This window comes from Arenibacter latericius DSM 15913 (assembly GCF_000424985.1).
GTDB lineage: Bacteria > Bacteroidota > Bacteroidia > Flavobacteriales > Flavobacteriaceae > Arenibacter > Arenibacter latericius.
Genome location: NZ_AUKX01000007.1, coordinates 121,005 through 142,013 on the forward strand (window position 1 = coordinate 121,005; position 21,009 = coordinate 142,013).

Here is a 21,009-nt window from a genome sequence, read left to right on the forward strand (position 1 = left end):
TAAGGATTTATTAAGTAATATCGTATTTTATCGGTTGCAAAAACCATTATGATTTGATACTTTTGCGTAAACCTTTAATTCCGTTGATTCCGTAATGAATATAGATTCCGAAACTAGTAGCGACATTTCATTTGATGATTTTCAAATTCAAATATTAAAGGATTACGAAATTGCAGTTACCAGTAGGGAGTGTAGTTTGTTAGGAAGAAGAGAAGTTTTAACTGGTAAAGCGAAATTTGGAATTTTCGGTGATGGTAAAGAGCTACCACAACTCGCTATGGCTAGGTCTTTTATGGACGGAGATTTTAGAAGTGGTTATTACCGAGACCAAACCTTTATGATGGCCTTAGGCCTACTTACTCCAAAGCAATTCTTTCATGGCCTCTATGCCACAACCGATATCACTAAAGATATTATGAGTGCTGGTAGGCAAATGGGAGGACATTTCACTACCTTCAGTTTAAACGAAGATGGCAGTTGGAAAAATCTTACCGAACAAAAGAATAGCAGTGCAGACATCTCTTGTACAGCAGGTCAGATGCCTAGACTTTTAGGCCTAGCACAAGCCTCAAAAATATACAGAAACGTTAAAGGAATTAATAGTGACAAGTTTTCTAAAAATGGAAACGAAGTTGCATGGGGTACTATTGGTAACGCCAGTACTAGTGAAGGAGCTTTTTTTGAAACTATAAATGCTGCTGGAGTATTACAAGTACCAATGGTAATCAGTATTTGGGATGATGAATATGGGATATCCGTGCATGCCAAACACCAAACCACAAAAGAGGACATTTCTAAAATATTAGCTGGTTTCCAACGTGACAAGAAGGATGACGGATTTGAAATAATAAAGGTAAAGGGCTGGGATTATACAGCACTTATACACGCTTATGAAAATGCAGCCGATATAGCTCGGGAACAGCACGTTCCAGTAATCATTCACGTTACCGAACTCACCCAACCACAGGGTCATTCCACCTCTGGGTCTCACGAACGCTACAAAAGTGAAGAACGCTTAACTTGGGAAAGGGAAAATGATTGTAATAAAAGGTACAGAGAATGGATTCTCTCCAATAAAATTGCAACAGAGGAAGAGTTAAATAGCATTGAAAAGAATATTAAAAGACAGGTCCGAAGCGCAAGAAAAGAAGCTTGGGAAGAGTTTTTAACCCCACACAGGGAGCATAAAAAAACACTGGTAAACATATTAGATAATGTTGCCAATTCTAGCCCCAACAAAAACTTTATTGAAAAACTCAAAAATGATTTAATTGCCAAGGAAGATCCTATTAAAAAAGACCTAGCCTCTACCGCAAGAAAAACCATGCGCTATCTTTTGGGTGAAGACACCAAGGAAAAGGATGTTTTAGCGAATTGGCTAGATTCTTTTATGGAAGAGTCTGAAGCTAAATTCAGTTCTTTCCTTTACAATGAACAAGAGAATAGTGCCCTCTATGTTCCAGAAGTGAAGCCTTCCTATGACCAAGATACTACAGCTGTAGATGGCAGAGTTATACTAAGGGATAATTTCGATAGATTATTTGAAAAATACCCTGAAGCCTTAATTTTTGGGGAAGATACAGGTGCTATTGGCGATGTAAACCAAGGCTTAGAGGGATTGCAAAAAAAATATGGTGAGCTAAGAGTCGCCGATACGGGAATTAGAGAAGCAACTATTATTGGTCAGGGAATAGGAATGGCCATGCGAGGCTTACGCCCAATTGCAGAAATCCAATATTTAGATTATATTTTCTATGCTTTATTTACCTTGACAGATGATTTAGCTACCTTGCTATATAGGACCGTGGGAAAACAACGTGCGCCATTAATTGTAAGGACAAGAGGTCACAGGCTAGAAGGTATATGGCACTCCGGCTCTCAAATGGGTGGCCTAATCCACTTATTACGAGGCATGTATATCCTCACGCCAAGAAACATGACCAAAGCTGCAGGCTTTTACAACACTTTATTGAAAGGCAATGAACCTGCACTAGTAATTGAAAGCTTAAACGGATATCGTCTTAAAGAGGACAAACCTAATAATTTAGGAGAGCTATGCACTCCTATTGGCGTAGTAGAAGTCGTGAAACCTGGAAAGGATATTACGCTTCTCTCCTATGGATCTACTTTACGAATTGTAATGAAGGTTGCCCAAGAGCTACAACAAGTAGGTATAGATGCAGAAGTAATAGATGCGCAAAGTCTTTTACCTTTCGATTTAAATCACGACGTATTAAAAAGTATCCAAAAGACCAATCGATTATTGATAATAGATGAAGATGTTCCTGGTGGATGTTCTGCATACCTAATCCATGAAATCATGGAAAAGCAAGGGGCATATCAGTATTTAGACAGCGCTCCACAAACCCTAACAGGAAAACCCCATAGACCAGCATACGCCACGGATGGAGATTATTTTTCAAAACCTAATGCAGAAGATATTTTTGAAAAGGTCTATTCCATAATGCGCGAATCTAACCCTAAGGAATTCCCTAAATTAAGATAAAACCCATTTATTTTTTTAAAGAATAGCCTTGCTTAAATACAGTTTTATACCAAAAAATATATGTTTTAATTAGGCAAATAGCTATTTTTATCAACGAAAATAGTTATTAATTAAATTGTCCCCCAAATGAAAGATCTTGGTTTACTTCTTTTACGAGTTGGTTTATCCGCATTGATGCTTACCCATGGAGCTCCAAAGTTTTTAAAACTAATACAAGGTAATTTTGAGTTTGGTGATCCAATAGGAATTGGGGCCGCTCCTTCTCTATTTTTAGCAGTAATCGGAGAATTTATATGTCCTATTTTAGTGATTATAGGTATTAAAACCCGTTGGGCTTCTGTACCTGTTATTATAACCATGTTAGTAGCCACATTTCTAGTTCATGCCAATGATCCAATATCCGTTAAGGAAAAAGCACTATTATTTTTAGTAGGTTTTACAAGTATAGTTTTATTGGGACCAGGAAAGTTTAGTCTGGACAAAAAATAATATTGTTCTCTATCGGAATATTTTCACCACCAACTCCTTTAATAGATCTTGGTGAGAAATACTAGCGCCTACCCCTTTACTCTTTACATCTAGCTCCCTTAGCTCAGATATAATTGCACTTACCCGCCTCATAGGATAGTTTCTTGCTGCAATCTGGATTTCCTCTACAAAATAAGGCCTTATGCCCAAGGCGCTGGAAACGCTTTTTGGAGAATGGTCATTTAATCCGTGGTAATTTAACAACTGATTAAAAAAGGAATACAATAAAGTCACTGTCAATACAAAGGGATTGTCTTTAGGGTTCTGAGCAAAATAATTTATAATCCTTGTGGCTTTCACCACATCTCGTTCACCAATAGCCTTTTTTAGTTCAAAATTGTTAAAGTCTTTACTAATTCCTATATTTTCCTCAATTGCTTCGGGTGTAATTTGGATGCCCTTAGGAACAACAAGACATAGTTTCTCTAGTTCTTTATCTATTTTTCCTAAATCGGTACCCAAGAATTCAACCAAAAGATTCGCCGCTTTAAAGGTGATATCGTACCCCCTAGATTTTAAGACGGTTTTAATCCAATCTGCTACCTTATTTTCATAAAGCTTTTTGCTTTCAAAAATAACCCCTGTTTTATTGATAGCCTTGTATAATTTTTTACGCTTATCTAGCTTATTATACTTATAGCAGATTACCAACACCGTAGATGGCTGCGGATTTGATGCATAGGAAACCAAATTCTCTATTGTTCGAGATAAATGCTGTGCCTCCTTTATAATCACTACCTGCCTTTCTGCCATCATAGGGTACCTTTTAGCATTCCCTACAATATCATCTACACTAATATCCCTTCCATAGAGAACCATCTGATTAAAACCACGCTCCTCTTCCGAAAGCACATTCTTTTCAATAAACTCAGAAATTTTGTCGATATAAAAAGGTTCTTCCCCAGTCAGGAGATATATTGGTGCTATATTTCCTTTTCTTATATTGCCTACAATTTTCTTTACTTCGTCCATTTCAAAAAATTTGTCAACTTTGCATCATGGAGTCATTAAACTTTCCATCATATTCGTTTCGCTTCAAAAATAGGGAAAATAAAATCTATATTTTTGATGTAATCCGCAAAAAATTCGTGGTTCTACAACCAGAGGAATGGGTACGTCAACACGTGGTGCATTATTTGCTTAATGAGAAAAATTACCCAATTAGTCATATCAATGTTGAAAAGCAACTCCTTGTCAACAATTTAAAAAAACGCTATGACGTTGTAGTCTTTAACCCCGATGGAGATATTCTACTATTAGTGGAGTGTAAAGCCCCTAAAATCAATATTTCCCAAGATGTATTTGATCAGATAGCGAGATATAACCTTCAACTTAACGCAAAGTACCTAATGGTAACTAACGGCCAGAACCATTATTACTGTAAGATGAATACAAAAGAAGAAATGTATAGCTTTCTAAAAACCATTCCCCACTACACCCCATAATAAAAAGAGATTTTTTTCTGTTTAATAACCATTAATAAATTAATATACACTTCTAAGCATTTAAGCACCAATTGGTAAGTAAAATTTATAGAGGAAAAGGGAGGCACATTAAAATTATTCTAAGGAAATATTTCTTTACTTTGCCTTCTTAATTTATTCTTTACAAATCTATAAAACCCCTCTTTTTATGTGGGGAGTCCGCACATGTTGAAAATCGCAGTTGTAATTTTAAATTGGAATGGAGAAGCTCTTCTAGAGAAGTTTCTACCATCGGTAACCGCATATTCCAAAGAAGCCGATATTTATGTGGCAGATAATGCCTCAACAGATAGCTCTATAGCTTTCCTTAAAAAAAACTATCCAGATATTAGAATTATTCGCAATAGCAGCAATGGCGGTTATGCCAAAGGATACAACGATGCCTTAACCGATATTAAAGCTGATGTGTTTTGTCTATTAAATTCGGACGTAGAGGTAACAAAAGATTGGTTAACCCCTATAATCAAAGAATTTTTAAACAACCCGAATGCCGCTATTATTCAACCCAAAATTTTGGATTATAAAAAAAAGTCACATTTTGAATATGCTGGGGCAGCAGGTGGATTTATTGATAAGTTTGGATACCCCTTTTGTAGAGGGCGCATATTTCAGGAATTAGAACAAGATAACGGCCAGTACAACGATACCACCGAAATTTTTTGGGCTACGGGGGCTTGTATGTTTATAAAAAGTAAGGTATTTCATCAGCTTCAAGGTTTTGATGAAGATTATTTTGCTCACCAAGAGGAAATAGATTTATGCTGGAGAGCCAAAAATAAGGGATATAGTGTCTATTATGTAGGAAATTCAGAAATCTACCATTTAGGAGGAGCTACGTTAAGCAACATGAATCCCAAAAAGACATTTTTCAACTTTAGAAACTCCTTATTTTCCCTCCTTAAAAACCTTCCAACTAAGAAGAGTTTCCCCGTAATTTTTCTTCGCTTTATATTAGATGGAATTGCCGGAATCCGATTTGTTCTTCAGGGCAAACCGAAACACTGCTGGGCCATAGTACAAGCACATTTTAGCTTTTACAAACATTTTAACACAATGTACAAAAAACGGGAACTTCATCAATTTACAAACCAATATTATAGCACAAATTCTATTGTATGGTCACATTTCATTAAACACATTAATTTTTTTAACATTTTAGTAAAAGATTAACTATCTTAGATCCTTAGATTTGGACATTTTATATATTTTTGATTCCGAGCTAAAACATACTTTTGAAGAGTATCAAAAAAACATCATTAATTATTAGAGTCACTATGAAAAAAATTATTTTAGGCTGTTTAGGAGCTACACTTTTATTGTCCTCCTGCGTTTCACAAAAGAAGTACGCTACCCTAGAGGCTAAAGCTAAAGAAACTCAAGATTTACTAAATTCTGCAACCGTAAAGCTAAATACATGCTTAGAGGACAAGGCTGCAGCAATGTCCAAAATGCAGACTTTAGAAGATCAAAATGCTTTCTTAAAGGCTAACAATCAGGATTTAATCAACAATATGGGTAACCTTACTACACTTACAAGTAAAGGAGCCGACAATTTAGAGAAGTCATTAGAGAGTCTTAGAGAAAAAGATCTTACAATTAGAAAGCTTAACGACGCACTTACAAGAAGAGATTCTGTAAACCTTGCACTTGTACAAAGCTTAAAGGGTGTACTTGGAAACTTGGATGATGAAGATATCGAAATCAGCGTTGAAAAAGGAGTGGTATTTGTTTCTATCTCTGACAAGCTTTTATTTAGAAGTGGAAGCTATACTGTTACCAACAAAGCTAAGGACGTTTTAGGAAAAGTTGCTCAGGTAGTTAACAACAAGCCAGATTTTGAATTTATGGTTGAAGGACATACTGACCCACGTTCTTATAGAAGTGGTGTTTTATTAGACAACTGGGATTTAAGTGTTAAGCGTGCTACATCTGTTGTTCGTATCTTACAGAACGATTACAACGTAGATCCAAAGCGTATGACTGCTGCTGGTAGATCTCAGTACGTTCCTGTATCTGCAACTGACAATGCTAAAAATAGAAGAACTCGTATTGTAGTACTTCCAAAAATCGATCAGTTCTATAACATGATTGAAGAAGGAATGAAAGACCCTTCTATAAACTAAGGGATACTTCCAATAGTAACTAAAAAGCGACCAAATTGGTCGCTTTTTTTTATGCTTTATATTAATACAAATTCCCATAAACAGGCTGTTACCACCTAATTCCCTTATAATTATAACTGATAGTTCAGTAAGATTTTTATTAGATGTAGTTCTATTTCTTTATTTATGAGTAACAAGAATTTATAAAACGGAGACTATGTGATACACTTAGATAGCACAAGATTCTATAGAAGCATGTTCCCTGATAATAATTACCAAAGTATTACAGATATAATAGATTAGAATATATCTATATCTCCCTTTCCTTCCCTAACAATTACCGCCTCATCTTCGGACATATCTATTACTGTAGAAGCAACATTATCCCCATACCCACCGTCTATAACAATATCTACAAGATTCTTCCATTTCTCATAAATCAGTTCAGGGTCAGTGGTATACTCTATCAACGTATCCTCATCCCTTATAGAAGTAGAAACAATAGGATTCCCTAAGGCCTCTACCAAAGTTCTAGCTATCCCATTATCTGGCACCCTTATCCCTACTGTTTTCTTCTTTTTAAAGGCTTTTGGCAGGTTATTATTCCCAGGGAGAATAAAAGTATAAGGGCCAGGTAAAGCGCGCTTAAGAACCTTAAAAGTAGCAGTATCTATTTGTCGCACATAGTCAGACAGGTTACTTAAGTCGGCACAAATAAAAGACCAATTTGCCTTGGCTAATTTTACACCTTTAATTCGTGCAAGCTTTTCTAAGGCTTTGTTATTTGTTATATCACATCCTAAGCCATAGACTGTATCTGTAGGATATATGATTAAACCACCTTTGCGCAATACCTCCACCACCTTGTTAATTTCTCTAGGATTAGGGTTTTCAGGATAAATTTTAATAAATTCAGACATATTATATTTTCAATATAAACGTTATCATTAATAAGAAATTAAAGTATTATGAGTAAGATACCGTTTATTCTAATTCTGAGTCTCCTCTTAAGCATTACTACATCTTGTTCCAAAGATAGTATAGAAACGGACACAAGCTCTTTGGAAGCAAAAACCATGCTTAATTTAGAGTACGGTACCTCCTCACATCAAAAATATGACATTTATCTTCCAAAAAACAGAACTATGGACACTAAAGTGCTGATTTTGATACATGGAGGTGGATGGAATGCTGGTGACAAGTCCGAAATGGATCCTTTTAAAGATTTTATCAGAGAACAATTACCAGAAATAGCTGTAGTGAATATGAACTATAGATTAGCCGATATAAACAATCCACCATATCCGATGCAGATAAATGATATAGATATGATAGTTAACCAATTGCGAGATAAGGTAAAAGAATTTCAAATCTCCACCGACATCGGTTTTATTGGCGCTAGTGCTGGTGCACATCTTTCACTTTTATGGAGCTATGCCCATGACACAAAAAAGCAAGTAAAGATGGTCTGTAGCATTGTAGGACCTACTAATTTTTTAGACCAAGCTTATACCGAATCCACGAATTCAGAGCTAAGAGAATTATTAGACCAGTTTGGCACCAATTCAGAATTACTGAAAGCGGCAAGTCCATTACACCAATTAACGTCTAATTCCCCGCCTACCATACTATTTTATGGAGCTAAAGATCCATTAATCCCCATTTCTCAGGGAATTGATTTAAAAGACAAATTAATGGAATTGAATGTAAAGCACCAATTCACTCTCTATCCTGAAGGTGGTCATGGGTGGATTGGAATAGATCTCTTGGATACATCCCTAAAATTAAAGGCCTTTATCCAAGAGAACCTATAGTCTATAAGTACCAAAAAATAATTTTCTTTAATAATCTAAAGCACCTCCAATTTAGCAAAGCGGAGTAATAGTTTTTTCACATCCCCTTTATCAAATTTTATTTCTGCCTTTTTATCGTTTCCTACACCTTCAATTTTAATTACTCTCCCTCTACCGAATCTCGTGTGATTTACCATAACTCCCTCTTCAAGAGCTGGATCTATGTTATTTGTATTCCCCACTGGAACACCTAAATCTGGTTTCATCTTACGCAGCTTACGCAATTGACTTTCCTTAGGTTTATTTACAGTTGGCGGGGTACCTTTTACCGGTTTCACTTGGCGCAACCTACTTTTATCGACGTCACCAAAAACATCAACATCTATTAATGGTCTATACCTATGACTTTTTATTGGAGTTAAGTTCTCCACATATTTTTCGTCTATTTCTTCAATAAATCTACTCGGTTCTGCATCTATCAATTTCCCCCATCGGTATCTATTCTGAGTAAAAGTGAGATAAGCTTGCTTTTCAGCTCGGGTAAGGGCTACATAAAACAACCTTCTTTCTTCTTCTAACTCAGTTCTCGTATTCATACTCATAGCTGATGGAAATAAATCCTCTTCCATTCCAACTATATACACGTAGGGAAACTCTAATCCCTTAGCTAAATGAATAGTCATTAATGCCACTCGGTCATCGTCACCTGTATCTTTATCTAGGTCAGTTGCTAAGGCTACATCTTCTAAAAACTCCCCAATATCCCCTTTAGCATCAGCAATTTCTTTTTGGCCTTCAACAAAATCTTTTATTCCGTTAAGAAGCTCTTCTATATTTTCCATTTTACCAATTCCCTCTGGGGTTCCGTCCTTTTTAAACTCTAACAACAGGCCAGTCTTTTTGGTAACGTGTTCTGCAAGTTCAAAAGCATCTGCGTTTTCGTTCATAATCTGAAAACTCTTGATCATGTTTGCGAAATCACTCAACTTTCGTTTTGTTCCGGAATTAATTTTAAGCCCTATGCGATCTAGGTTCTCTATAACTTCAAAAATAGATCGGTTATAGTGATTAGCAGCTACAGTTAGCTTGTCCATGGTGCTCTGCCCTATTCCTCTAGCAGGAAAATTGATCACACGTTTTATCGCCTCCTCGTCCTTAGGGTTAATTACTAACCTTAAATAGGAAAGCACATCTTTAATCTCCTTACGCTGATAGAAAGAAAGTCCGCCATAAATTCTATATGGGATATCCCTCTTTCGAAGGGCATCCTCAATAGCCCTAGATTGGGAGTTAGTCCTATAAAGCACAGCAAATTGCCCATTAGGCAATTGCTCTTGCATTTTATGCTCAAAAATAGAACCAGCTACAAACCTACCTTCTTCTGCATCGGTAGGACTTTGGTGAACTTTAATTAGTGGACCATCGTCATTGGAGGTCCAAACTACTTTTTCTAACTGATTTTTATTATTAGCAATAATGGAGTTAGCAGCATTTACAATGTTTTTTGAAGATCTGTAATTCTGCTCCAAACGATACATTGCCACATTATCATAATCTTTTTGGAAGTTGAGGATATTACTAATGTTGGCTCCTCTAAAAGAATAAATACTTTGAGCATCATCTCCTACCACACATATATTTTGAAATCTATCTGAGAGTGCCTTAATAATTAAGTACTGGGAATGGTTTGTATCTTGGTACTCATCTACCAAAATATATCGGAACCTATCTTGGTATTTTGCCAACACTTCTGGAAACCTAGTAAGCAGCTCATTGGTACGCAAAAGTAAATCGTCAAAATCCATTGCACCTGCTTTAAAGCATCGGTCTACGTAATTTTGATATATCTCCCCCATTCTAGGTCTTTTAGCCATTGCATCGGCCTCTAACAGATCAGGATTATTATAGTACGCCTTTACGGTAATAAGACTGTTTTTATAGGAGGATATTCTATTCTGTACCTGTTTGTATTTGTAGATATCCTTATCTAGCCCCATTTCCTTAATAATAGATGCAATTAGCCGTTGGGAATCTTGGGTATCATAAATCGTAAAATTACTTGGGTACCCCAACTTATCTCCATCAAAGCGCAATAACTTGGCAAAAACAGAGTGGAAAGTTCCCATCATTAAGTTTTTAGCTTCCGCGCTACCCACAATATCCGAAATACGACTCTTCATTTCCCGAGCTGCCTTATTGGTAAAGGTAAGCGACAAAATATTAAAGGCATCTACCCCCTGATTCATAAGGTAAGCTATACGATAAGTAAGCACCCTAGTCTTTCCAGAACCAGCTCCGGCAATCACCATTAATGGACCGTCTTTGTGTAATACAGGGGCTTTTTGAGCCTCATTCAACTCATTTATATATTTCTCCAACTGTCTATTGAATTTAAATCCTTAAGGAGCGGTGAATTTAGCCATAAATAGCCTTATCCAAAAATGGAATGTTTAATAATTATGAACATCACATTTAAAACCTATCCTATATTTCAATATATTTATACATCAAAGTTAATCTTTACCTCGCCATTTTAGGCTTGAGGCAAGAGCTATGCTATTATAATCAATAAACCCTTTCCTTACGTTTAACGTGAAGGTAACGGACGAGCTCTTATTATAAAATAGACTCTCCGGGATTAATTTTCCAAATTTCACTTTTCTGACAAGGTGTCGAGAAACAATTAAATTTAAAAACATTTTTTTATGAGATATTACGCGATAGTCACTGTCTTCTTCTGTAGTTTATGCCTAACGGCCCAAAAATATAACCTAGAAAAAGATTATCAAGAAATTGAACAACAGGTGATAGAATGGCGACGCGACTTTCACCAGCATCCAGAACTTTCCAATAGGGAGTTTAAAACCGCAGAGAAAATTGCTGCCCATCTTCGCTCCTTAGGGATAGAGGTACAAACAGAAGTGGCTAAGACTGGAGTTGTTGGGGTGTTAAAAGGAAAAAAGGAAGGAAAAGTAATAGCCTTACGCGCCGATATTGATGCCCTCCCTGTAGTAGAAAGAAACAATCTCTCTTTTAAATCAACTGTAGTAACCGAATTTTTAGGTCAAGAAGTAGGGGTTATGCATGCATGCGGTCATGACACACATACTGCCATTTTAATGGGTGTTGCAGAAATTTTATCAAAGCACAAAGACAAGATAAAAGGTACCGTAAAATTTATTTTTCAACCTGCTGAAGAAGGCCCTCCACCAGGGGAAGAAGGTGGTGCGTTATTAATGGTGAAAGAAGGTGTTCTTAAAAATCCGGATGTTGACGCCATATTTGGCTTACATATTAATTCCCAAACTCCAGTTGGGGTTATCCGCTATAAATCTGGAGGTACTATGGCAGCAGCACAAAGCTTTGAGATTAAGGTTAAAGGGAAGCAAAGTCATGGTTCCCAACCCTGGGCCGGAGTAGATCCTATATTGATCAGTGCCAAAATAATTGATGGTTTACAGACTATAATTAGTAGAGAAGCAGAACTTACTAATGAGGCTGCCGTTATTACGGTAGGTAAAATAAACTCAGGAGTAAGGTTTAATATCATCCCTGAGTCTGCTGAAATGATAGGAACTATTAGAACATTGGACTACGACATGAAAGAACTAATTAATCGTAGAATGAAGGAAATGGTTCCAGCAATTGCAAAAGCTTATGGTGGAGAAGCTACCATAGAAATTAAAGAAGCAACAGAAATCACCTATAACGAACCTGATTTGGTGAATAAAATGCTCCCCACTCTTAAAAGGGTAGCTGGAAACACCAATGTTCAGACTCAAAAAGCGGTTACTGGAGCAGAAGATTTCTCTTACTATCAAAAAGAAGTTCCTGGATTCTTTTTCTTTTTGGGCGGTATGACCCCTGGGTCAGAGGAGTCTTTTCCTCATCACACCCCAGACTTTATGATAGACGACAGTGGTTTATTACTAGGTGTAAAAGCTATGACAGAAATGAGCTTAGACTTTCTAAATCTTAAATAAACTACCTCGGGGAAAGCCCACCTGTATTCTGTACGGGCAAGCCCACAAGGCATTAATTGGTGAAAAAATATTGATTTCGAGCCCCGCCTGAAAAATTCGGGCAAGCCCGCCTAGGAGTATTAAATCCTCCATTATCGAGTAAATTGTCTACCCTAGTAAGAAATGGAGAACACTTATTAAATGTGTGGCACAAGAGCATGCTAACTTCACTTAGCGCGTAATATTACCAATTTTAATTGGCGCTAATGAAAGTTAATTCGCTCCTTATTTCTGTTTAATATTTATAACACCCCTAATTCAAATTTTAAAATAGCTTATAAAAGTATATGGAGACCAATAATTTAGATAATAGTTCTAGTTTCAAATTAACCCTTCATAATTAAAGTATTTGGTTAAATTTGCTCTTTTCAATAAATTAAGAATAAATTTTAATAATATATATGAAAAAGAATTTAGTTACTGCCCTAGTCTTATTATTAACGATTACTGTTACACATGCCCAAAGCAGAAGAGAATTGTTAAAGGAAGTTGAAGATCTTGAAACACGATTACGGGATGCTGAAAATGCATTGTCTGAAGTTAAACGTCAAGAAAGAATTAATTCTGCAAAAGTGGAATCTTATGAAGCTCAGGTAGAGGAATTAAAAACAACCAATACAAGCCTCTTGCAAAATTTAAACAATTTTACAGAAGCTTCTACCAGACGTTCAGAAAACATCAGTAGTACTTTAAATAGCCTACGACAAGTAGAAGGGCAATTAAGCACAATAAAGGAGGCCTTAACAAGTAGGGATTCTATAAACTTGGCTGTTTTCACCCTATTTAAGCAAACTTTAGGTCCAGACCCCAAAATTACCATGAGCAAGGGGGCCATTACAGTAAGTTTGGATAATGATTTTCTATTCGGAGGTCAGTCTAAAAGCACAAAAATTACTCCCTCTGCTGAGACCATAATAGGTAAGATTGGCAATATATTAAAAGCTAATCCTACTATGGATATAGAAATTGTTAGCAACAGTAATTTGGTTAATACTGATGCAAAGAAAAACAACAACTGGAAGATATCTACTCAGCAAGCTGCTACAGTTGCTAGTATTTTTGAGGACGATTATGAAGTGGAGCCAAAAAGAATACGTGCTACCGGCAAATCTGAATTAGGGTTATACAGCATAGAAACAGCTACAGAAATCATCGTTCAACCAAAGTTCTATGAATTCTATCAGTTGGTAAAAGACACCATGAAATAATCAACGTTAATCCAAAGTGTAAAACACCAACAAGCTTAACACATAATCTAAAATATGGCCTGCAAATAATTTAAGTGGGCCATAATTTTTTAGGGTTTAATCCGTTTAATCAACTACAAACCAAAAATTCCTAGACAATTATGAACGAAGTTGATATTTTACAACTATTTGCCTATCTCTTACCGGCTGTAGTAACTGGTGCCGTGGCATTTTACTTTTTTAGGCTACACACCAAAAACGAGGATGGTAGAAGAAGGTATCTTTTGCATAAAGATTCACAAACTAAAACCCTTCCCATTCGGTTACAAGCATACGAACGCATGGCTTTGTTCTTAGAAAGAATTTCTATACCCAGTTTGGTTGTACGTATATCTCCAACTTCCAACAATAAAAACGATTATGAAAACTTATTAATCAAAAGCATTGAAAACGAGTTTGATCATAATCTTTCCCAACAGATTTACATGACCGATGAGTGTTGGAACATAATAAAAGCTGCTAAAAGTGCTACTATTCAGATTATAAGAAAGGCAGGTATGAGCGAATCTGATACTGCAGACAAATTAAGAGAGGACATCTTAAATGCAAGTATGGACAAAGCTTCACCCTCCGCTACAGCGCTATCTTTTGTAAAAAAAGAGATTCGTGAACTTTGGTAGTATTACACCTAGGCAATTTGCTTCTATTATTTTGTTAAAATTCACGCTACATAAAATTGTACGAAGGTATATTTGCGATACATAAGTCTACAAGAATTTCATGACAACGGAAAAGATTTAAAGCAAACCTCACCATAAACCATATCTAATCAAATCGTTATAGAAGTAGTATCGTAATTTTTAAAGAAGTTTATCTTCCGGTCGGACTTAGATCTTTCTCCGGAGCGCTGGCAAATTTTTCCTCCGCATAACTAAACCCCTGTTGCCACCATTTAGTCATTAATTTTTTATTAAAGACTAAGGAATTCTCCGTTAATTTAGTTGGCGTATAATATAGGTTTAATTGTACACCACGATGTTTTGCTGCTAGTACGCCTTCAGAAATATCGTGATATTCTATTTGATCTAATACAAAGCCATAAATACTTAACATTAGGGAAAACGGATTTTTACCTAACACCTTATTGTGCTCCATATTTTCTGACTCTAGCACAATAGCATCAATTTCAGTTGCTCCACGCCTTATAGCTTCCCTTATTGGAATTACACAGCCTAATCCTCCATCACCATATTCAAAGCCATCTTTTTTCACCAAGGACATAAAGGGGATATAATTGCAAGATATCCATATCCAATCACAGAATTCGGCATAGGTAAAATCTTTTATAGATTTATATTCTACTCTGTTTTTAGACAGATTGGAAACGGTGACTACCACATCTTTTCCAGTTCTTTTAATAGCTTCAAATTCTTCTAAAGAGAAGTTCTTTTTAATAGTCCTGCGCAAAGCCTTACTTTCTCCAAAAGTCCTTCTTTTTTTTACAAACTGCAGGATAGAAGTTAGATAGTTTATAGATACATATTCTCTCCCCTCCTTTTTCCGTACCACAAAAGGGTTAAGACTAAAAATGGAACGCTGATTAACATTAGTATAAAGATCATGCAGTTTAGCAATATTCTTCAATGCCAATTGGGGAATTAGTAAACTACCGGTAGAGGTACCTACCAAGATATCATATTCCCGCTTCTCTACTTCCATTAGGTATTGCGCCACACCCCCAGCAAAAGCGCCTTTACTTCCTCCTCCACTTATTACCAATGCTCTCATACAATTGCGGTTTCTATTTGGTTGGTTTCTGCATTTTTATATTTGGCAAAATTAAAGCCACTCTCCCACCATAATGTCATCCTTTCCTTATCAAAAATTAGGGAGTTGGTAGTGAGGACCGTAGGAGTATAATAAAAATTTATTATTGCATCATTGTGGGTAGCAGAAAACTTACCTATTCTAATGTTTTGGTGTTCTATTCTATCTAACATAAAAGCAAACATATTGGTAAGCAGCGAAAAAGCATTTTTAGAAGGCATCCTATTTAATTGGGTTACCTCAGTCTGCAATATAATAGCATCTACCACTTTAGCGCCTCTTTTTATTGCCTCTTCTATAGGCACCATACAGCCAAGACCACCATCTGCATATTCACAGCCATTTCGTTTTACCAGACTCATAAAGGGCGTGTAATTACCAGAAATCCAGATCCAATCACAAAATTTCTCATAGGTATAATCTTTAATAGATTTGTATTCTACTTGGTTTAAGGATAGGTTAGAAACTGTAACAACGATATCTAGTACTTTTGCTTTTAACTCCTCAAATTCACTTCTAGAAAGTGTGTTTTTTATCAATTTTAATAAGTTATAACTTTCTCCAAAGGTTTTACTCCCCTTTAGAAAGTTTTTCATTACGTTATAATGGCTAATTGCAATGTTTTCTATACCGTGTTTTTTAGTGATTACAAACGGGCAATTACTGAAAATCTGATTCTGATCTACCGAAGTATACACCTGTTTTATCTTTTCAATTTTATCTAGAGCAAGATGTGAAATTAATAAACTACCGGTAGAGGTTCCTAGAAATAGATCATATCTGTGATTCATTTCCTCTATTAAATATTGAGCCACACCACCTGCAAAGGCTCCTTTACTACCTCCCCCAGAAATAACCATTGCTCTCATTCCTCTAATAATTTTTTATTCATATAACGCAATTCTTCTCCGTTTAGTTCTTCTCTTAGGTTTCCCATTCTCTCTTTCATCCCATCCTCTAACAATAACAGATCAATCAGTCTCCGGGAAAACTGTTTAAATTGCCAAGAATGATGCTGCGCTGCTTCTATCAAATCTAATAGGTTTTTATCTGAAAAACCAACCACTTCCTGTAACATTCTAAAAGCATTCTGTCTTACCTCAAAAGGGAAATTTACATCAGTATAACCACTGAGTTCCTCATAATACTTCCTACTGTTATGAGGTTCATAATCCTCAGTAACCAAAGCTAAAGTCAGCCACAATATCCGAATATTTTTATCAGAAAACCCATAGATGCCTCTAGTGCTATTTAAGTAATGGATTCTATGTTGTGGGAAATATATCCATAATTTATACAATATATGCTCTAAAGTAAGGTAACTTTCATCTAGAAGGAGTGATTCGAACTCCTCTTTTAATTCCAATGGAATCTGGTCTGCAGTTGTTGCAATGGCTTGTCTTATCCTAACATCACCTGTCTCCAAAGCTTTTTTAATAAACTTTTTTGACAAGTTCTCATAATAGGATCTAATTATCTTAGCCTTCAATTGTGCAGATGCTGTTCGATTCCAATAATTCCATATCACCTGTGCTTTTTCTGTTTTAGCAGTAAGTAATTCTTCCTGAAGCTTATAATATGCTTTTAGGTCTTTAGATTCAGCTATCAAAATATCCTTAACTTCTAAATAGGGGAATGTTGTTCCGTTTAACCATTTTTCCTTAAACCAATCAAGTTTAGTACCACTGGCTAGTTCCATTTCCCTTAAATAATCATCTATGTCTACATTTCTATATTTATGGCGTTTTAGGTATTGCACAGTTCCAGCTTTATACACTTTATCTCCCAAATGTTTTCGTAAGATATGTAATGCCCATGCCCCCTTTTCGTAAAAGGTAAGACTACTAGAATTAGGATCTGTTAAGGACTCTCCCCTATTGTTATTAGAGGATTCTTTTAGTTGTTGAGCAGACTCATATAATTTCCAATAATAATATTCATCCCCAAAAATTTCCTTTTCTGCTAGAAGGGCGTAATAAGTAGCGAAACCCTCATGCAACCAATGAGAACGACTATCTGTTTGGGTTACCAAGTTTCCAAACCATTGGTGAGCCAATTCGTGCGCGTTTACGTTTACATAGTTCCTATCTTTAAAAGCAATAGAATCCAAAATAAAACTGTCAGAAAATATGGTTGTTCCTGTATTTTCCATTCCTGCATATAGGAAATCGCGCACTGGTACCTGATCGTATTTCAACCAAGGGTACGCAACTCCTATCTCTTTCTCTAAAAATTTAAAAATCTGCTGGGTATACCTATAGGTAGGTTCTGTTAAAAGGGAGTCCTCTGGGTAATAATATAAATTTATTGACATTCCCTTTTCCGAAAAGAGTTCCTTTTTGTTATACTTTCCTATGGCAAAGGCTAAGAGATAGCTACTCATTGGACGGTCCATATTAAAATCCCACTTTTTGAGGTTTCCAAATTCTTTGGTGCCAACCAATTCCCCATTTGCAATTACCTCATAATTCTTATCGAAACTAATGCTTAGGTCAAATTCTACCTTTTGGCGCATATCATCAAAACTGGGAAGCCAATGGCTAGTATATTTCCCCTGCCCTTGTGTCCATACCTGATTATTAGTAGACTTATTGTTCCACCCGATAAAATAAACAGTTTGTTTTGGCTTGGCAGTATAAGTAATTTCCAAGGTGTAATTTCTGTTTTTTCTAAAGCGATTATAAACAACAATATTTTTTCCGTTGTTTAAATACTTAACCTTTTTGTTGTTTAGCAGAACGGAGCTTATTTCTAAATTTTGAGCATCTAGAAAAACGGTATCTAAATGCTGAAGCATACGCAATCTATAGTTTACCCTACCGATAATCTTTTTTTTTGGCGCATCTACGTATAGCTCCACCTTTGCCTGGGTAAAATTCACCTTATCCTGATGCTGTGCTGTAGCTCCAAGAAAATGCAGCAAAATGATAATAAGTATAAGTTGTCTCATAGGTTTAGACAAGGGTCTTTTCAAATTTAGCATTTTTGTTTATTGCAGTTAATTGCAGTAAGTCCTATTTTAGTACAATAATTAAACTTGGTCGAGATTTTTCTCGACAAGCGTTCAGAAAACTTGGCAAATTAATTATTATAAACGAATGAACCCCAACATCCTTCAATCTCCCATTGCCTATTTAAAAGGCGTAGGCCCCAATAGAGCGGAAACATTAAAGTCGGAGCTTGGGATAGAAACTTGTCAAGACTTACTTCATCTATTCCCTAATAGATATATAGACAAAACACAATATTATAAAATAACCCAGCTACAAAGAACAAGTGCCGATGTTCAAATAATAGGTAAAATAATAAATATTAAAACTGTAGAACAAAAAAGAGGCAAACGTTTGGTAGCAAAATTCACCGATGGCCAAGGGGAAATGGAATTGGTGTGGTTTAGAGGGCAAAAGTGGATCCGAGAAAATATAAAAATAAATGTCCCTTATGTAATTTTTGGAAAAACAAATTGGTTTAATGGCACCTTTTCTATGCCCCATCCAGAAATGGAGTTGCTAGAAGATCATGAGAAGGGACTTAAAATAGGAATGCAACCAGTATACCCCTCCACTGAAAAATTATCTAATAAGGGAATTACAAATAGAGTGGTAGGGAAACTAATACAGCAATTATTCATAGAGACCAAAGGTAGATTCTCGGAAACCCTATCCCCTAAGATTTTAACCGAGTTAAATTTGTTACCTAAAAATGAAGCGCTTTTCAATATTCATTTTCCTAAAAACCAAGAATTATTGGCGAAGGCACAGTTTCGGCTAAAGTTTGAAGAGCTTTTCTATATACAATTACAGCTTATTGCTAAAAACATGCTCCATAAGCAGCGTATTAAGGGTTATTCTTTTAACAAGGTTGGATTGTTATTCAATGAATTTTATAAAAATCACCTTCCATTTGATCTTACCAATGCTCAAAAAAGGGTGATAAAAGAAATCCGAGCTGATCTTGGCAGCAATGCACAAATGAATAGATTATTACAAGGCGATGTAGGCTCCGGAAAAACTATTGTAGCATTAATGACAATGCTATTGGCGATAGACAATGGCTTTCAGGCATGTTTAATGGCCCCAACAGAAATATTAGCAAATCAACATTTTACTGGGATTAAAGAACTTTTAAACAATATCGGAGTAAATATTGCGCTACTTACAGGTTCTGTCAAGAAAAAAGATCGTAAAATAATCCATGAGCAATTAGAAAGTGGAGAACTCCATATTTTAATAGGTACCCACGCTCTACTAGAAGACAAAGTGCAATACAAAAATCTAGGACTGGCTATTATAGATGAACAACATCGTTTTGGAGTTGCACAAAGAGCCAAGTTATGGCATAAGAACGATATTCCCCCTCATATCTTGGTTATGACTGCCACCCCAATCCCTAGAACTCTTGCCATGAGTTTATATGGCGATTTGGATATCTCTACAATTGATGAACTACCTCCAGGTAGAAAACCAATAAAAACGGTACACCGATATGACGCCAATAGATTAAAGGTCTTTAGGTTTATAAGGGATGAAATAAAAAAGGGACGTCAAATCTATGTAGTATATCCATTAATTCAGGAATCGGAGGCACTGGACTATAAGGATCTAATGGATGGATATGAAAGTATTGTTAGAGATTTTCCAATGCCAGAATACCAAATTTCCATTGTACATGGAAAAATGAAGCCTGAAGACAAAGATTATGAAATGGATCGTTTTGTAAGGGGTGAAACTCAAATAATGGTGGCGACCACTGTTATAGAGGTGGGAGTAAATGTTCCCAATGCCTCGGTTATGGTAATAGAGAGTGCCGAAAGATTTGGACTTTCACAGCTTCATCAGTTAAGGGGAAGGGTTGGCCGAGGTGCAGACCAAAGTTTTTGTATTTTAATGACCGGCCATAAACTATCTTCCGATTCCAAAACGCGACTTGAAACCATGGTAAGAACAGCAGATGGTTTTGAAATTGCCGAAGTTGACCTTAAGTTACGAGGACCAGGAGATATAATGGGTACACAACAAAGTGGGGTGTTAAACTTAAAAATAGCAGATATTATTAAGGACAACGAAGTTTTAAAAACAGCTAGATATTATGCCCTTAAACTTTTAAAAGAAGACAGCCAACTAGAGAAGCATCCAGAAATCAGACACACTTACGCTCAAATAGTTAAACATAAAAATATTTGGAACTATATAAGTTAAAGCATGTTTTAACGGCTCAACACAAAAAGTTGTGGAGTAACCAAAAATAAAAGAACTTTGGAGCAAAAACACGTATGCTCTCAGATTCACTATCATCCATAGCCAATTTATTGCTTCCCGAAGTGCTTGTCACCTATTTTGATTTAAAGAAGCACGAGATTAAAGGAGAAGAACTTCACTTTTATTTTACGGAACAGAACAATGCCCCCGAGGGACATGGTGATGCGAAGCTCCATTCCAAAGGTTTCTTTCCAGAGGCTACGGTTCAGGATTTTCCTATACGTGGAAAGAATGTCTTTCTGCACATCATACGCCGCAGATGGGTCGATCAGGACACAGGTTCAGTGGTCACAAGAGATTGG

General features: G+C 36.1%; 17 protein-coding genes. 11 read left to right on the top strand and 6 right to left on the bottom strand.

All coding sequences use genetic code 11. From position 1 onward, the window contains the following. Positions 1 to 94: 94 nt before the first annotated feature. Together H344_RS0104940 and H344_RS0104945 are read left to right on the top strand one after the other, a co-directional pair. Positions 95 to 2,506 (top strand): alpha-ketoacid dehydrogenase subunit alpha/beta, encoded by a 2,412-nt coding sequence (locus H344_RS0104940; RefSeq protein WP_026809288.1) that lies wholly within the window; start codon positions 95 to 97, stop codon positions 2,504 to 2,506. Positions 2,507 to 2,632: 126 nt separating this feature from the next. Next, positions 2,633 to 2,995, top strand: a complete 363-nt coding sequence (locus H344_RS0104945) for a DoxX family protein (RefSeq protein ID WP_026809289.1) — start codon at positions 2,633 to 2,635, stop codon at positions 2,993 to 2,995. Between the two features lie 9 nt (positions 2,996 to 3,004). On the opposite strand, the gene holA is transcribed toward H344_RS0104945, so the two are convergent. Continuing rightward, positions 3,005 to 4,006: a DNA polymerase III subunit delta gene (gene holA, locus H344_RS0104950; protein ID WP_026809290.1), complete on the bottom strand. Its 1,002-nt coding sequence runs from the start codon at positions 4,004 to 4,006 to the stop codon at positions 3,005 to 3,007. 26 nt (positions 4,007 to 4,032) lie between these two features. Here holA and H344_RS0104955 point away from each other — a divergent pair, with 26 nt between their 5' ends. The 3 genes from H344_RS0104955 (at position 4,033) to H344_RS0104965 (ending at position 6,641) form a co-directional block, all read left to right on the top strand. Then, on the top strand, positions 4,033 to 4,479 hold the full coding sequence (locus H344_RS0104955; protein ID WP_026809291.1) for a type I restriction enzyme HsdR N-terminal domain-containing protein: 447 nt from the start codon (positions 4,033 to 4,035) through the stop codon (positions 4,477 to 4,479). A 204-nt stretch (positions 4,480 to 4,683) separates the two neighbouring features. Then, a complete protein-coding gene (locus tag H344_RS0104960) occupies positions 4,684 to 5,688 on the top strand; it encodes a glycosyltransferase family 2 protein (RefSeq protein ID WP_026809292.1) in 1,005 nt (334 codons plus the stop codon). Positions 5,689 to 5,792: 104 nt separating this feature from the next. Beyond that, positions 5,793 to 6,641, top strand: a complete 849-nt coding sequence (locus H344_RS0104965; RefSeq protein ID WP_026809293.1) for an OmpA family protein — start codon at positions 5,793 to 5,795, stop codon at positions 6,639 to 6,641. Positions 6,642 to 6,919: 278 nt separating this feature from the next. Here the strand turns inward: H344_RS0104965 and H344_RS0104970 are convergent, their stop codons facing one another. Then, a complete protein-coding gene (locus H344_RS0104970; protein ID WP_026809294.1) occupies positions 6,920 to 7,540 on the bottom strand; it encodes an L-threonylcarbamoyladenylate synthase in 621 nt (206 codons plus the stop codon). Between the two features lie 48 nt (positions 7,541 to 7,588). Between H344_RS0104970 and H344_RS0104975 the strand changes: the two genes are divergently transcribed. After that, positions 7,589 to 8,434: an alpha/beta hydrolase gene (locus tag H344_RS0104975; protein ID WP_026809295.1), complete on the top strand. Its 846-nt coding sequence runs from the start codon at positions 7,589 to 7,591 to the stop codon at positions 8,432 to 8,434. A 35-nt stretch (positions 8,435 to 8,469) separates the two neighbouring features. Here the strand turns inward: H344_RS0104975 and H344_RS0104980 are convergent, their stop codons facing one another. Then, positions 8,470 to 10,791 carry an ATP-dependent helicase gene (locus tag H344_RS0104980; RefSeq protein ID WP_026809296.1) on the bottom strand — a complete coding sequence of 774 codons (2,322 nt, stop codon included), beginning with the start codon at positions 10,789 to 10,791 and terminating at the stop codon, positions 8,470 to 8,472. A 327-nt stretch (positions 10,792 to 11,118) separates the two neighbouring features. On the opposite strand from H344_RS0104980, the gene H344_RS0104985 reads away from it, so the two are divergent. From H344_RS0104985 to H344_RS0105000, 3 genes are all read left to right on the top strand, one after another. Then, positions 11,119 to 12,396, top strand: a complete 1,278-nt coding sequence (locus H344_RS0104985) for an amidohydrolase (protein ID WP_034256162.1) — start codon at positions 11,119 to 11,121, stop codon at positions 12,394 to 12,396. Between the two features lie 440 nt (positions 12,397 to 12,836). Continuing rightward, a complete protein-coding gene (locus H344_RS0104995; RefSeq protein WP_026809298.1) occupies positions 12,837 to 13,643 on the top strand; it encodes an OmpA family protein in 807 nt (268 codons plus the stop codon). Positions 13,644 to 13,783: 140 nt separating this feature from the next. Next, positions 13,784 to 14,302: a DUF7935 family protein gene (locus H344_RS0105000; protein ID WP_026809299.1), complete on the top strand. Its 519-nt coding sequence runs from the start codon at positions 13,784 to 13,786 to the stop codon at positions 14,300 to 14,302. 190 nt (positions 14,303 to 14,492) lie between these two features. Here H344_RS0105000 and H344_RS0105005 read toward each other — a convergent pair whose 3' ends face one another. Genes H344_RS0105005 through H344_RS0105015 form a run of 3 tightly spaced genes read right to left on the bottom strand, consistent with a single transcriptional unit; the run spans position 14,493 to position 18,399 of the window. Further along, positions 14,493 to 15,410: a patatin-like phospholipase family protein gene (locus H344_RS0105005; protein ID WP_026809300.1), complete on the bottom strand. Its 918-nt coding sequence runs from the start codon at positions 15,408 to 15,410 to the stop codon at positions 14,493 to 14,495. Further along, positions 15,407 to 16,318, bottom strand: coding sequence for a patatin-like phospholipase family protein (locus H344_RS0105010; RefSeq protein WP_026809301.1), 912 nt, complete (start codon positions 16,316 to 16,318; stop codon positions 15,407 to 15,409). Before H344_RS0105010 ends, H344_RS0105005 begins: the two co-directional genes overlap by 4 nt. Then, entirely contained in the window at positions 16,315 to 18,399 is a 2,085-nt protein-coding gene (locus H344_RS0105015) for a M1 family metallopeptidase (RefSeq protein ID WP_026809302.1), read from the bottom strand. The genes H344_RS0105010 and H344_RS0105015 overlap by 4 nt, the downstream gene beginning before the upstream one ends. Positions 18,400 to 18,547: 148 nt before the next feature. On the opposite strand from H344_RS0105015, the gene recG reads away from it, so the two are divergent. Together recG and H344_RS0105025 are read left to right on the top strand one after the other, a co-directional pair. Continuing rightward, entirely contained in the window at positions 18,548 to 20,647 is a 2,100-nt protein-coding gene (gene recG / locus H344_RS0105020) for an ATP-dependent DNA helicase RecG (protein ID WP_026809303.1), read from the top strand. 74 nt (positions 20,648 to 20,721) lie between these two features. Next, a partial coding sequence (locus H344_RS0105025) for an ISAon1 family transposase N-terminal region protein (protein WP_034256163.1) occupies positions 20,722 to 21,009 on the top strand: 288 nt, incomplete at its 3' end.